Here is a 15,503-nt window from a genome sequence, read left to right as displayed (position 1 = left end):
GACCATCTTAATAAACCCGCCCCACGGCGAATAATAATCACTGGTTAGAAACCCGGTTTCTTTGAGAAACCGGGTTTCTTGACTTCTAATAAATAATTAGGTAGGGGCGCGCCTCCGCTGTGAATTATGAATTCCCCACGACCATCTTAATAAACCCGCCCCACGGCGAATAATAATCACTGGTTAGAAACCCGGTTTCTTTGAGAAACCGGGTTTCTTGACTTCTGCGGTAGAAACCCGGCTATAATTAATAATTGGGTAGGGGTGGGTTCCGCTGTGAATTATGAATTCCCCAAGACCATCTTGAAGATAAACGGCGTTTTGATGAAGCGATCGCATTGGGAATCTGATTGTAGCATAAGAGTTGAGAATCTGACATTTAGCTATGCTGGGGAAAAGCCAATTTGGCGGGAAATTTCCTTTAGCTTGAACCCAGGAGAACGTCTAGGGCTTCTCGGACCAACGGGGACGGGTAAAAGTACACTGATGGAAACCCTAATTGGCTTAAAAACTCCTAACAGTGGCAAGATTTGGATTCAGGGAACCTTGGTAGAACCGTCAAGCCTGCGACAGATACGCCGCCAGATAGGTTTTGGTTTCCAAGACCCTAACGACCAGCTATTTATGCCGACCATTTTTGAGGATGTCATGTTCGGTCCCTGTAATTATGGGGTTAGTAATGAGCAAGCCTCAGAAATCGCCCATCAATTATTAGCCCAATTTGGTTTAGCTAAATTGGCTCATCGGTCTGTCCATGAACTATCAGGGGGTCAGAAACGTTTAGCCACCTTAGCAGCCATTCTAGCCCTAAATCCTACCATTTTGATTTTAGATGAGCCGACCAATGGGCTAGACCCGTGGTGGCGGCGTAACTTAGCGGAAATTTTGGTTAATTTACCTATCGAAGTCCTATTGATTGCTTCCCACGATCTACAATGGGTAAGCCGAGTAACAGAGCGATCGCTAATTTTGGGAGATGGCAAAATTCAAGTAGATCGACCCACTAAAGAACTATTGCAGGATAGGGACACCCTGGAAAAATGCGGTTTACCGGATAATTGGGCCTGAAACCTAGCCCGGCGCAAGGGTGATCTATGAAAGTGACTCAATTGCAGGAATAGATCTGCAATACCAGGCGGTATTTCTTCTGGAAACTAGCGGACCGTCTCTGTGATAGGGTAGGGGTGATATTCGCCGAAAAACTCAACTTCAAGGCGTGGACTTGCAGCCGTGGGACACGCGGTGAAGATGCTTGGTGAGGGGTTAAGCGTTCGCTCCCCGAAGACCCAAGAATCCCCGTCCTGTTAGGGCTGGGAGTGTCAATAGCGATAATCTTGTATTAAGTCGAAGGAGATTTAACATGGTAGAACCTACCAAAAGTGCCAACCCCACCACAGCTTCCCCCGAAGGAGGAACTATGACACCCACACCAGACCAGGGACCGAATAAAGAACAATTTGAAGAAATCAAAGAGAAAGTAGTTGTCTTTTTGTCGGAACTACCAGGTTATGTTTCCAAGTTTTTTGGAGAGTATCAAAAACCTATTGTTACTATCCTGTTAATTGTGGTGGCAGTGGTCACAATTAAGGTGTTATTTGCGGTAGTTGATGCCCTCAATGATATTCCCTTGGTAGCTCCCACTTTTGAGTTGATTGGCATGGGATATGCGGCTTGGTTTGTCTACCGTTACTTGCTGAAAGCCTCCACCCGCCAGGAATTAGTACAGGAAGTTAACGCTTTACGCAAACAGGTTTTTGGCAATAAGTCCTAACTAGAAAAACGCCGATTTTCACTTGGGCGCAATAGCGCCCTATTTTTTAAATCAAGGTTTGATGGCAATAATAGTTCGATGACGAGGGTCAGTTTCGATGGTGGTTTGATAGTTCAATCCACATTCAGATAAGGCGGTTTCTACATCAAAGGTATAGTAATCATCCGTCCAGGGTTCTGTACTTTTCATTAAGGTAAATAGCACGGGTGGCAGATTTTGAATGACGGCGGATTTGGGGTTATTATCAACTATGGCTAACACACCATGCGATCGCAAAATTCGTAAGGCTTCTTTAAATATCTTCCGCGTGGCTGTTCGCGGTAATTCATGAATCACAAATTGCAAAGTTACCACATCAAAAGAATCATCAGGAAAACCGGTATTCTCAGCGTTAGCGTGTTTCCACTCACTAATTTTTCCTTGAGTATCCCGCATTTTTGCCACCGATAACATATAGGGAGATACATCTAAGCCTACTGTTCGGATTGAGGTTTCTTGTCTGTGTTGATAATAACTATGTAAAGCCTGGGTAGAAATTCCCACGGAACAACCTATATCTAAAATATCATGAACTGGGTTAGGGCTATAGTTTTCTAAAACCTGATGAAAACTGTGCCGCAACCTTTCCTGGGCTGTTAGCCATGATAAATCCTCTTTTGGCCATACTCGCAAAGCCATTGAATAGGTAGCAGACTCCGCCTCAAAAGCAGCTTTCCAGCAAAGATTTCCTTCATCATAAGCATGAAAGGGAACTTGATAATAGTCGGGGTAAACTACTGTGGTATCAGTGATTTCTGGGAGTAAGGCTGTTACGCCAGACCCTTCGAGTTGCTGATAAGTTTCTCGCCAGGGAATGCCTTTCTTTTCGGCGGTTTTAATTAACACCCGCCTAGCCTGATATTTCATGAGGTTGAAAATTGGCTTAGTTTGGATGAGAAGATTCACAAATTGGGAGAGGAAATCACCACCAGCCCAGTCGGGTTTGATTTTATCGCTTGTATTCATCAGACGGACATTATAATCATCAACAGTTGATTATCTCATAGTCTTAGGATCTGTGTTAGAGTTAAGGGATAACTATGTCCCAGGGAAAAACTATGAGTCTTTGTTTTAATCCCGCCTGTCGCCACGAAAACCCCAAGGATATTGTATCCTGTGAACGCTGCGGTCAGTCATTAAAGTTAGGCGATCGCTATCGAGGATTGAGAGAAATTGGGTCTGGGGGGTTTGGAAGAACCTATTTAGGTATAGATGAAAGCGAAACTAATCACCCTCCCTGTGCGATTAAACAATTTTTCACCCTTCTGACTAATGATGCTAAAGTATCCTCTCGCCTCTTCCGTCGAGAAGCCCAAAGTTTACAGGTGCTTAACCATCCCCAAATTCCCAAATTTTTGGCATATTTTTCCATAGATGAACAACAGTATATTATCCAAGAGTTCATTCCGGGAGAAACCTTAGAACAAGAATTAGCGGAAAGGGGGGTATTTGGGGAAAGCAAAATCCGAGATATCCTCAATCAAATTTTACCGATTTTACAATATCTACACGCCAGAAACCTAATTCATCGGGATGTTAAACCCGCTAATATTATCCGTAGACAAAGCGATAAACTTCTCTTTTTAGTAGACTTTGGGGCGAGTAAACTCCACACGGGAACTAACCTGGCTAAAACGGGAACTAGCATCGGAACTGCGGAATTTGTCGCCCCAGAACAATTACGAGGAAAAGCGGTTTTTGCCAGTGACCTGTATAGTTTAGGTGTGACCTGTATTTATTTATTAACGAATACATCACCGTTTAATTTGGTGGATGGTGATAATCATTGGGTATGGCGAGATTGGCTGGGGGAAAATGCGGTTAGTTCTCAATTAGCGGAAGTTTTAGATGGTCTAATTTCGCCAGGTCTAAGTAACCGTTATACATCAGCTTCAGCGGCATTAAAAGACCTCAATCAGCCTCGAAAAGCGAAAAATGTCTATGGTAGGTATTTGTGGTTTGGGAGTGCGATCGCTGCATCTATAGCCCTGTTTTCTGTGTTCAAAACCACCCAACAATCATCAAAGATTGAACCCACTACCTCACGAAATGAACCGATTATTCGCCCTAGTAATTTAGAGGCTATTCAATCATTATCTACTTATATTAATCTGCAAAACGAAGCCTATTTAGACACGGGAAAATTTATCGACCAACTCTCACAATTAATTGCCATACCTAGCCATTATTTTGAGGTACAAGTTATTAATAATCATGGAGTACAAATAGCCGCGATTCCTCGCCAAAGTGATAGTTATGGTTATGTAGCGGTTTTATGGGGGGGTAAAATCTCAGATGCGGATAACCAACGCCAACAAAATTGGCAACCCAAAGACCCGACAGATTTGGGAACTTTTAGTCTGCCTAGTTTTCGGAAAACCCCCTCTGATTATATCACGAGAGTTAACTATTGTGAAAGCATCCAAACGACGACAGAACCGCCATTATTATCAACGGTAGGGGAATCACTACCCCTTTCCACAGATGAATTACCCTGTCCCCCCGGTTATGCTTTTTCCCTGGGAATAATTGATGCGATCGCCAAATTATCCGCCACCAGTTCCCCGACAAATTTTCAGTAGAAATTAGCGCCAAAATTCTCAGCAAGTATCTTGGCGCTATAACCTGGTAAATCTAGCCGTGATTGCAACTATTGGCTAATCAGCTAGTAAAACAATCCGATAGCGGGCTTGATTAGCGGCTACCTTATCCATAGCTTCATTGATTTGACTTAATGGCATAGTTTCAATCATCGGTTTAATCTGATTCACCGCTGCAAACTCCAGCATTTCCGCCATAAACCGCCGACCGCCGACAACGCTACCCACCACAGCTTTTTGACCAAAAATCAAAGGAATTAGGGGTATATTTAAAGTCGAAACTGGGATACCCACAAAACACAAAACCCCGTTATTAGCTAACAAGCTAAAAGCCGCATCCCAATCAGTTTCTGAAGAGATAGTAGAAAGCACTAGATCAAAACTTCCGGCGATCGCCTTCATTTCTTCAGCCGTCCCCCATTGTTGGAAGTTATGAGCGCCAAATTCCTTAGCTTGTTCTTGTTTATTTAGGGAAGTAGAAAACGCCGTAACTTCAGCCCCCATAGCCCTAGCAAACTTAATCGCTAAGTGTCCGAGTCCGCCAATTCCCATCACCCCAACTTTCATCCCCGGGTGTTTTATATAGGTCCGCAAGGGGCTATAAACGGTAATTCCGGCACATAATAGGGGGGCGGCGCTGGCGGAGTCTAAAGCATCGGGTATTTTATAGGTAAAATCTGCGGGAACCCGTAGGCGGTCAGCAAATCCCCCATGATGACCTACAATCAGACCTGTGTAGCCCTCGCGACAGATATTTTCTTCTCCTTGTAAGCAATGGTCGCAAGACCTACAGGAATTTCTAATCCAGCCAACCCCTATGCGATCGCCTTTATGTAGAGAAGTCACTTTTTCCCCAACTTCTGTAACTTCTCCAACCACTTCATGACCGGGAACCAGGGGATATTGACTGACATTCCAATCATTATCCCTCATGTGAAGATCCGTATGACACAAGCCGTTGTGAGTGACTCGAATTTCTACTTCATCAACCTGTAGAGGTTCTGGTTCATATTCCCAAGGTTGCAATTTTTCACCGGAATTTAAAGCCGCATAAGCCTTAACTTTAGTGGCTGTAGTCATATTAATATTTTCCTTGCTATTATAAATTGCATACATCATACAATACTTTTTGATGATTCTGGTAAAAATTAACATTTTTTTAACTTTTGGGCGGGTGGCATTTTCAGCAATAGCCAGATAGTTGGGGAGAATTTGGTCAAGTGATGATTACTCAAAACAGGTCAATCAAATGGCGATCGCTATGTTATAGCGATCGCCAAAAGCCGAAAGTCAAGTAAATTTGATGGAAATATCCTCGATTACATGGGATTACATAACCCCAGTTTTCCACCAAGCATCATTTAACCCGATTAATGTATCCTTATCCAGGTCGCCAACAGCCATAGCCGACTCACCACCTTGACAATACTTGTCAATCATTTCCAGATATTGTTTTTGTTGAGTTTGCGCCGTATTTTCCGGCTGAGATTCTGGGTGAGTCGGTGCTTTTTTAACAGCCGGTTCATGATAAGCAGTAGCGTACAAATTCTGCAAATCAGCAATTAACGGATAACGGGGATTAGCAGCAGTACATTGGTCATCAAAAGCCTGGTTAGCCAAATTAGGTAAGTTACTCATAAATTCCTTTTCTTCGATGTCTAGTGATTGTTTAATGGTCAGTGGAATCTCAATTTTTTGCTTGAGAGATTCCACAGCTTCTATCAATTTTTCTACCTTCTCATCAAGGGTATTTCCGCCTAATTTGAGGTAGTCAGCTATTTCTGCATAACGCTGTTTAGCTTGGGGGTATTCATACTGCGGAAAAATCGCCTGTTTAAAAGGGACATCCGTAGAATTATACCGAATTACATGGGAAATCATTAAAGCATTTGCCAAGCCGTGAGGCAAATGGAAAGTCGAGCCTAATTTATGTGCTAGGGAATGACAAATACCTAAAAAAGCATTAGCAAAAGCCAGACCAGCAATAGTGGCAGCATAATGCACCTGTTCACGCGCCTTCGGGTCTTTTGCGCCATTTTGATAAGCAGAAGGCAAGTATTTAAACAGTAACCCTAATGCTTCTAATGCCAGTCCATTAGTAAACTGTGACGCACAAATTGAGACATAGGCTTCTAAGGCGTGAGTCACCGCATCAATACCACCATAAGCCGTTAGTTTTTTCGGCATATTTAAGGTTAATTCCGGGTCAACGATCGCCATATTTGGGGTCAGGGCATAATCAGCGAGAGGATATTTAATCCCCGTGCGATCGTCGGTAACCACAGCAAAAGGTGTCACCTCAGAACCCGTCCCAGAAGTAGTAGGAATTGCCACCATAATAGCTTTATTTCCTAGTTCTGGTAAAGCATAAACCCGCTTCCGAATATCCATAAATCGCGTGGCTAAACCGTCAAACTCAATTTGTGGATGTTCGTACATCAGCCACATAATTTTAGCCGCATCCATGGGGGAACCGCCACCAAAAGCGATGATCATATCGGGCTGATAACTATTCATAAGTTCCACCCCTTTATTAATATTAGAAAGTTTCGGATCTGGTTCCACATCATAGAACACATAATGAGGTACTTTTATCCGGTCTAACACCTCCGTAACTTGCGTAACTAATCCCAGATCAAACAGAGGTTTGTCCGTAACAATAAAAGCCCGTTTTTTACCCCGTAACTCTCCCAGGGCTACTGGTAAACATCCCCCCTTAAAGTAAATCTTGGGCGGCACTCGGAACCACAACATATTTTCCCGACGTTCCGCGACATTTTTAATGTTTAATAAATGGTGTGGTTCCACATTTTCGCTAATCGAATTACCCCCCCAACTACCGCATCCTAAAGTCAAAGAAGGAGACAGTCGGAAATTGTAAACGTCGCCAATAGCCCCCTGAGATGAAGGACTATTAATTAATACCCGCCCAGTGTGCAAACGATTTTCAAAATATTTAATATGTTCGCTATTCCCAGGGTGAGTATACAAAACAGATGTATGTCCTTTACCACCAAAAATAATTAACTTTTGGGCGGTCTCAACTGCTGCGGGGAAACTACTAGCCCGATACATTGCCAAAATTGGCGACAGCTTTTCATAAGATAAAGGTTCATTAACCCCAACTTCTGTAACCTCTCCTATCAGAACTTTGGTATTTTCTTCTACTTGAATACCTGCCATTTCTGCTAGTTTTTGCACCGACTGACCCACAATTTCCGGATTTAATCGCTCATCTTGAAGAATCAGTTGTCGGATGGCTTCTTTTTCCTGCTGTTTCAGAAAATATGCACCCCTGGCGATTAACTCCTGTTTAACGCTGGTATAAACCTCATCTTGAACAATCACTGCTTGTTCAGAAGCGCAAATCATACCATTGTCAAAAGTTTTGCTAATTAAGATAGAAGAAACAGCCATTTTCAGGTCAGCAGTCCCATCAATAATGGCGGGAGTATTCCCGGAACCAACCCCCATGCTAGGATGTCCAGATGAATAAGCAGCCTGCACCATTCCCAGTCCGCCTGTTGCTAAAATTAGGCTGATATCAGGATGCTGCATCAACTGTTGAGACCATTGGAGAGTTGGGTTATCTATCCATCCAATAATTCCCTCTGGTGCGCCAGCAGCTACCGCCGCATCTAGGATAATTTTGGCAGCTTTAATGGTGCATTCTGTGGCTCTGGGGTGAGGAGAAAAGATAATACCATTGCGGGTTTTCAGGGCTAATAAGGCTTTAAAAATAGCGGTAGATGTCGGATTAGTGGTGGGGACAATTCCCGCTAAAATTCCTAGGGGTTCGGCGATTTTTTGCCAGCCATAATGGGGATCAGACTCGATAACATCACAGGTCTTTTCGCCTTTGTATTTGTTGTAAATGTATTCAGAAGCAAAGTGATTTTTGATTACCTTGTCTTCTACTACTCCCATTCCGGTTTCTTCTACAGCCATTTGAGCCAGATTAATCCGGGAGGCGTTGGCGGCTAAAGCAGCGACTTGGAAAATTTTGTCTACCTGTTCTTGGCTGTAAGTCGCGTATTGGGCTTGAGCGTCTTTGACTTGTTGGATTAAATCATTCAGGTGAGTTTCTTGGCTAATTTTCATGGTTTACGCTTCTTTTTTTGCGAGAATTTGCGAGGCTATTTTTTGCCAAGGATATGCTATCAAATTGCTATCAAATATGGTGATTTTTGCCATACTCAGCCCCGACGATGATATTTAATCATTGCCAGCAATTATAGCCAATTCAGGTGATAGATGCCCTTTAGTTCAAAAAGGTAGGTATGGTCAACTTATTAACATGGGTGGTGAACACATACCTACACATAGACGAACTCTGATAAAATAAAGGATTCCAGTATGTAATCTGGACGAATTAGTTATTGGTAGCTAACCTTTAACTCTGCCCACTTTCATTTATAGCAAACTAAATTCTTTATGTCAGCAGCAAAAAGTAGGATTGTGTATCTACTTTTTTCGGAAAATCTCAGCTTGCTGGTCGCGAAATGGTAGGCAAAAGTTTCCCAAGTCGGATAAAGTTTGATTGAGTAGGATGGAGTGATTGCTAGTGGGATAAGGTAGTCTAAAGTAGTATTAAGTTGTCAAAAGTTGTCAAAAGTGGTATAAAATTCCCAGAGATAAGAGACCATTACTAGACATTTTCCGAATATATAACATATATAGCGCTTCTCATCTCTATGAAATACAGCCCTCACCCCAAACCCCTCTCCCAGAAAGGGAGAGGGGCTTTGAAAAGTACCTCATCAGTCCGGGAACTGCTATATATAGGACAGCCTCAAGGATTCTATGCCGTCTGTTACCTGTCCCTGGTCTCTCCCTCAACTCAGATAGTTGTTTTCGGTCACAGGTTGGGAGTTATCAGATCACAGATATATAGGCTGTTTTTCTCTGTGATCCGGTGTTATTCATTACGAGTCCCTTGTCCCCTGATCACCGATCGCTACTGGCGAAGATGAGACAATTTGAATAAGTAATAACACTTATTAGTATTATGGAAGTTCAACAAATTATCGAATGGGCTGACGGTCTAGTGTTGATCCAAACAGGAAAACACCTAGATGACCTGGAGACAGCAATTTTGCAGGGGACTTACCAAAATCAAAAATACTCGGAAATTGCCGCGGGCTACAACTGTAGCGAACCCCATGTCAAAAAGGTGGCTTGTCTGCTATGGAAAACCCTTTCCCAAGCGTCGGGAGAGGAAATCAATAAATCTAATTTGCGATCGACTTGTCAGAGGCTACAACTTCCGGCTTTGTCCAATAGCGAAGAATTTGTTACCATTGATACAGTCACTCAAACAAATTCCCCACCTCCCCAGGGTGAAACTATGGCTAAACCATATAACACTGAGTCCTTCAGGCGTATCGATCGCACTGATATACCTAATGGGGATTATTTTTGCGATCGCCAAGAAGAAGTGGCTACTCTCAAAAATTGGATACTACAAGATCGCAGTCATTTAGTCTCGATTTTGGGCCTTAGTGGTATAGGTAAAACGGCAGTCGCCCTGCATCTTTTACCACAAATTCAAGACCATTTTGATTGTGTGATTTGGCGGAGTTTACGCACCCTACCTTCCCTATCTTCAATCTTAACTTATTTAACCCAATTTTTGCCTCCCCCCAACCCGGATATCCGACCCCTGACCATCAGTTACGCTTCCACAGTCGCAGAAGCTCAAAACCCATCCCACCAATTAGCAGAACAATTATCATTAGTCATGGAATCTTTCCGACAACATCGCTGCTTGCTCATTTTAGACGATGTGCAGGCGATTTTAAATCCTCATAACCTGGTGGGAGGCTATAAACCGGGTTACGAAAGTTATCGATTATTCTTTAAAACGATTGGCGAACTATCCCATAACAGTTGTTTGATTATGAATAGTTCAATTTTGCCTCAAGAATTAATCGAGTTAACTAATAATAATCATCGGGTTAAATGCTTGACATTAGCAGGCTTGGGGTCAGATTCAGCCCATAATATTTTGACTTCTGCCAGTTTGTTAGACGCTGATAATTGGCAAGAATTGATAGATATATATGGTGGTAATCCCGGCTTTTTGAAAATTGTATCCCGGACAATAAAAGAGTTTTTTGGTGGTAGTGTGAAGCAATATCTAGCCAATAACTCTATCTTGGTATTGCCAGAAATCAAGCATATATTAGATTATTTTTGGCAGCAATTATCGGATTTGGAAAAACAGGTAATGGGGCGGTTATCGGCATCAGATTCCGGTGTGTCTATGGCGGATTTGCTAGAGAATACTAACCATAATAGTTCGGATTTATTGTTGGCGGTTCAATCTTTACAAAAGCGGTTTTTAGTGGATAATATCCAACGGGAACAGCAAACATTATTTACGCTGATTCCGGTAATTCGAGAGTATAGCAGACAATGTAGATAATTGGGAAACAGATGGCGACATATATCGGTTTAACCTCCCCTAATTCTGGTTAGGAATTAAGGAAGATTATATTTTGGTTAATGTCGCAGTTTTTTATGGGGAAAATAGTTGATAATTCCTAACTATCAAGAATCAAGAATCAAGCATCAATTAATTTCCCCGGTAATCATTCCCCTGGGAGTAGCTATTAGTTACCAATCCCAAATACACGGATATAGAATTGAAACTCATCCTCTAAGGCTGTCTTAATATTATCAGCTTTACGGAAGCCATGTTGTTCATCAGCAAAGGTGACATATTCGACGGTTAAGCCTTTAGCTTGGAGGACTTGCACCATTTTCTCAGCTTGGTTAGGGGGGACGACTTGATCCTGGAGTCCTTGGAAAAATATAATGGGACAGTTGAGGCGATCGCTATGATGAATAGGCGACCTGGCTATATACAAATCCCGACCTTCTGGGTAAGGTGCAATCAAGCCATCAAGATAGCGAGACTCAAATTTATGGGTATCGTTAGCTAAAGCCTCCAAATCACTAACGCCATAGTAACTAGCGCCAGCTTTAAACACATCATGAAAAGTCAAGGCGCACAGAGTAGTATAACCCCCAGCACTACCGCCAGCGATCGCCATGCGATCGCCATCAACCAACCCTTGCGCCGCCAGAAACTTAGCACCATTAACACAGTCAGCGACATCAACAATTCCCCAGTTACCCTGAAGACGTTGGCGATATTCCCGACCATAGCCGGTACTACCACCATAGTTAACATCCAATACGGCAAAACCGCGACTGGTCCAATACTGAATTTTCAAATTGAGACTGCTAGAAGTCGCCGCCGTGGGTCCGCCGTGGCTTTTGACTAGGAGAGGTGGTTTTTCGGTATCAGGAGCCACATAGTCTTTATTTTGGGGTGGATAAAAGAAGCCGTAGGCGCTTTGGCCATTTTCGGTAGGAAACTCAATAGGTTCTGGGACCGATAAATAACCAGGGTCTAGGTCTATTTCGGTGGAAGATCGCAGGACGTTGATTTCTCCAGCATTGAGATCCAATTGCACCAAGGCGGTCGGTTCAGTAGCGGAAGATGCCAACATCAAAATACTATTGTTGTGAACTTTGACGGAGGAAATGTAGGTATAGGAAACATCAAAGGAGCGTAATTGTTGAGTTTCTGGGTCTAAAGTAGCTAAGGACCAAATACCATTTTGAGTATAGGCACAACAAAGCCGCCGTTGGGAGATGAAACCGAATGTAGACATCCCAAAGACCCATTGAGGTAGTCCAAATTCCGCCGGGAGGGGAAATAATGGCTCAATTTTCTGATCACGAAGCCGGTAGAGGTTCCACCAGTTAGCGCGATCGCTTACAAAATAAAGAGTTCCATCAGGAGACCATTGAGGCTGAAAAATTGACTCTTGGACTCCCCCTGCCACCCGTTGTTGTTGGTCTAAAGTCCCATTTTCGGTAACTTCAGCCACCCATAATTCTGTACCATCCCAAGGCATATTAGGATGATACCAGCAAATCCAACAGAGACGCGAGCCGTCTTGACTGAGGTTAGGGGAGGCGTAAAAATCGGCCCCAGTGGCTAAGATTTGGATATCTTCAGGGTTGTTAAGGTTAAGGCTAATGAGGGTATTAACGGGTTCTCCTGGTTGGCTGTGGTCTTCCCGCACACAAATCAAACGTCCCCGGCGGGTATCTATGAGCAAATCAGCATAGCGGAAATTTCCTTCTGGGGTGATAGGTTCGGGTACAATTTCGGTGGGTTGAGCAACTGAGGCGATCGCCTGACGGTAAATGCGTCCATCAGCAAAATTAGAAAAATATACCGTCCCCTCACTGACGGTATAAGATCCTCCCCCATACTCATGTACACGGGTACGAGCATTAAAAGCGGCCGGAGTGCAATCAATGCGATCGCCTTTGGGGGTTAGGCGCACAATCACATTGCGTCCCCCTTCGGAGGGTCGTCCCTCAATCCAGTATATATCATCTCCATCCCAGGCAGGACTTGCCAACCCGACTGCCCCTTTAATAATTAAGTCGGTAGTGATGGCCGATTGCCAGGAGCCATAGGGCGCGACGCTTAAACTCATAGTTTCTATCTCTATAACTCCAGTGGATTCCTATACAGGGAAATTCTACCTAAAATATCAGTAAAATACCTCTATTATCCACTAGGTTGCCAGAGATAGGGCAACTTCTACCCTGGTCCTCCTGACAATCAACAACTCACTTCAATCTTTTATCAAGGTGGGAGAACATTGCATAAAAGCTGCTTGAAAATCTCGATTTGCCATAATTTCCTGTTGAGTTGTCAGATTACTTAGCGCCAATAATTTGTCATCTGGCAGTTTACTTAAACGATCTAAGGTACAATTACAAAAGGCTTCTCCTCTTTGGGGGGAAATATTCTCAGCCGCCATTCCGGCTCGGCATCCTTGCAGATAATTGGTCTGAAATTCCTGGCGCTGTTGTGGGGTCAACGCTTGCGCCGGAAACATGGCAGTTATGGTGCTGCCAATTAGTGGGAACACCACCAGAAATTTAGACACAGTTTTGGGGGGACAAATTCTCATAATATTGTAACTTGCTAACCAGATGATTACTTCCCAATCATACGACTAATTCAACTGCGATCAGCAAAATTTGAGCCAAAGATGATGACCGCCATTATACGTCAAGAGTTATCAATTATGAATTAGATGGTAATTGATTTCTCATGGTCTGGACTGGTCAGGTGGGCAATAAGTTCCACAAATTTGGAGCCGGGTACTGATTGGGGTAAAATATATTGGAAGTCATTGGGCGATCCAAGTCATCTTAGAAAATTGATGTTTTAGACAAGAGGCTATTATTGTATGGCATACGATTATGATTTGTTTGTGATTGGTGCAGGTTCAGGGGGGTTGGCTTCATCGAAACGGGCGGCTTCCTATGGGGCGAAAGTAGCGATCGCTGAAAATTCAGTGGTTGGGGGAACCTGTGTGATCAGGGGTTGTGTCCCCAAAAAACTGATGGTCTATGCTTCCCAGTTTTCCCACCTATACAAGGACGCGGTAGGCTATGGCTGGAGTGAGGTGGAGAGTAGCTTTGATTGGCAAAAACTCACCCAAGCGGTTGATACGGAAGTTAAACGGTTAAGCCAACTCCATATCAGCTTTTTGGAAAAAGCCGGAGTGGAACTTATTGATGGATACGCTAAATTTATTGATGCCCATACACTAGAAGTAGGCGATCGCAAAATTACCGCCGATAAAATTCTGGTGGCAGTGGGAGCGAAAGCGGTGCGCCCAGAGATTCCCGGCATTGAACATAGTATCATTTCTGATGATATGTTTTTGCTGCCGGAACAACCAAAACGGTTCGCGGTTTGGGGTGGTGGCTATATTGCGGTAGAATTTGCGGGTATCCTCAATGGTTTAGGTTCCCAAGTCACAGAAATTATCCGGCGTGACCTGATCCTGCGGGGATTTGATCAAGACCTGCGGAACCATATTCAAGAGGGTATGACCAAGCATGGGGTGAATTTCCGCACCAATACCACCATTGAAAAAATCGAAAAAGTCGAGGAAGGTCTGAAACTCACCCTAACAGGTGATGATACAGAACCGTTGATTGTAGATGCTCTGTTGTGTGCGACAGGTCGCCAGCCTAAACTGGATGGATTAAACCTGGAAAATGCGGGGGTAGAAACGATTAAAGGGGCGATCGCTGTAACTCAAGACAGCCGCACGACTCAATCTAATATTTTTGCGGTGGGAGACTGCACAGACCGCGTGAACCTGACCCCAGTAGCGATCGCCGAAGGTCGGGCTTTTGCAGATACGGAATTTGGTCATTTACCGCGCTCCATCAGCCATGATAACATCGCTACAGCGGTATTCTCCCAACCGGAGGCGGCGACAGTAGGCATGACAGAAGCCCAAGCCCAAGAAAAATTCGGTGATGGGATTAAATGCTATCGGGCTGTGTTCCGACCCATGTTCCACAGTCTGACGGGGGCTGATGAAAAGGTATTAATGAAGTTAATCGTGGAAACTAATACCGATCGCGTTTTGGGCGCTCACATGGTGGGTAAAGACTCAGCAGAACTGATCCAAGGAGTTGCGATCGCTGTTAATATGGGAGCTACCAAAAAAGATTTCGACAACACAATGGGTATTCATCCCAGCAGCGGTGAAGAATTCGTCACCATGGGTTAATTGCTGATTCCTGATTGATACCTAGGAGGGTGGATAGGGGCGGGTTGATTAAAATTGTCGTCGGGAACCTTAACTAATTGCGGAACCCGCCCCCACAAATTTATCACCCTCCTTTTCCGCTTTACCTATATCTTGGCATCCAAATTGGAACATTAGCGATTTGGGGACCTTAGCTCTAATGTCGGAGCCATGATTTAGTCGTATATTTGCAGGACATCTTACGACAATAGCGTATAATACTTCAGAAGATTCGCAACTCAATAATTGATATACGGTTAAACCCCGGACAATGGCGAATTTTGCTCACCACCTATTATTGGGCTGGTTTTACTATGATTAGCAGTCCCTGGTAAGCAGTTAACAACAGGCAATAATTAATAATTAATAATTAATAATTAATAATTAATAATTGTAGGGGCGGGTTCCGTTGTCAATTCAACTGCCGACGACTATATTAAT

At 43.5% G+C, this 15,503-nt stretch carries 10 protein-coding genes; 5 read left to right on the top strand and 5 right to left on the bottom strand.

Annotated elements, in window-relative coordinates; genetic code table 11:
• Nucleotides 1-324 precede the first annotated feature (324 nt).
• Together P5683_RS06630 and P5683_RS06625 are read left to right on the top strand one after the other, a co-directional pair.
• Entirely contained in the window at nucleotides 325-1,068 is a 744-nt protein-coding gene (locus P5683_RS06630; RefSeq protein ID WP_006623619.1) for an energy-coupling factor ABC transporter ATP-binding protein, read from the top strand.
• Between the two features lie 292 nt (nucleotides 1,069-1,360).
• On the top strand, nucleotides 1,361-1,771 hold the full coding sequence (locus tag P5683_RS06625) for a CAAD domain-containing protein (RefSeq protein ID WP_006623620.1): 411 nt from the start codon (nucleotides 1,361-1,363) through the stop codon (nucleotides 1,769-1,771).
• Between the two features lie 51 nt (nucleotides 1,772-1,822).
• Here the strand turns inward: P5683_RS06625 and P5683_RS06620 are convergent, their stop codons facing one another.
• The gene (locus P5683_RS06620; protein ID WP_315641805.1) at nucleotides 1,823-2,776 is read right to left on the bottom strand and encodes a class I SAM-dependent methyltransferase; all 954 of its coding nucleotides are present in this window, start codon (nucleotides 2,774-2,776) and stop codon (nucleotides 1,823-1,825) included.
• Between the two features lie 74 nt (nucleotides 2,777-2,850).
• Between P5683_RS06620 and P5683_RS06615 the strand changes: the two genes are divergently transcribed.
• Entirely contained in the window at nucleotides 2,851-4,392 is a 1,542-nt protein-coding gene (locus P5683_RS06615; protein WP_315641804.1) for a serine/threonine-protein kinase, read from the top strand.
• 75 nt (nucleotides 4,393-4,467) lie between these two features.
• On the opposite strand, the gene P5683_RS06610 is transcribed toward P5683_RS06615, so the two are convergent.
• Both P5683_RS06610 and adhE read right to left on the bottom strand, forming a co-directional pair.
• Entirely contained in the window at nucleotides 4,468-5,490 is a 1,023-nt protein-coding gene (locus tag P5683_RS06610) for an NAD(P)-dependent alcohol dehydrogenase (protein ID WP_046319188.1), read from the bottom strand.
• A gap of 249 nt (nucleotides 5,491-5,739) precedes the next feature.
• Complete coding sequence (adhE, locus tag P5683_RS06605) at nucleotides 5,740-8,511, bottom strand: bifunctional acetaldehyde-CoA/alcohol dehydrogenase (protein WP_315639566.1); 2,772 nt, start codon at nucleotides 8,509-8,511, stop codon at nucleotides 5,740-5,742.
• A gap of 907 nt (nucleotides 8,512-9,418) precedes the next feature.
• On the opposite strand from adhE, the gene P5683_RS06600 reads away from it, so the two are divergent.
• Nucleotides 9,419-10,837 carry an ATP-binding protein gene (locus P5683_RS06600; protein ID WP_315641803.1) on the top strand — a complete coding sequence of 473 codons (1,419 nt, stop codon included), beginning with the start codon at nucleotides 9,419-9,421 and terminating at the stop codon, nucleotides 10,835-10,837.
• Between the two features lie 187 nt (nucleotides 10,838-11,024).
• Here the strand turns inward: P5683_RS06600 and P5683_RS06595 are convergent, their stop codons facing one another.
• Entirely contained in the window at nucleotides 11,025-12,935 is a 1,911-nt protein-coding gene (locus tag P5683_RS06595; RefSeq protein WP_315639563.1) for a S9 family peptidase, read from the bottom strand.
• 141 nt (nucleotides 12,936-13,076) lie between these two features.
• Entirely contained in the window at nucleotides 13,077-13,418 is a 342-nt protein-coding gene (locus P5683_RS06590) for a hypothetical protein (RefSeq protein WP_006623628.1), read from the bottom strand.
• 282 nt (nucleotides 13,419-13,700) lie between these two features.
• Here P5683_RS06590 and gor point away from each other — a divergent pair, with 282 nt between their 5' ends.
• Nucleotides 13,701-15,044, top strand: coding sequence for a glutathione-disulfide reductase (gor, locus tag P5683_RS06585; protein ID WP_006623629.1), 1,344 nt, complete (start codon nucleotides 13,701-13,703; stop codon nucleotides 15,042-15,044).
• The last annotated feature ends 459 nt before the right edge of the window (nucleotides 15,045-15,503 follow it).

It is taken from the genome of Limnospira sp. PMC 1279.21 (genome assembly GCF_032349615.1).
Taxonomy (GTDB): Bacteria; Cyanobacteriota; Cyanobacteriia; order Cyanobacteriales; family Microcoleaceae; genus Limnospira; species Limnospira fusiformis.
The sequence above is the reverse complement of the archived record's forward strand: the minus strand, read 5'-3'. Positions and strand labels throughout refer to the sequence as shown.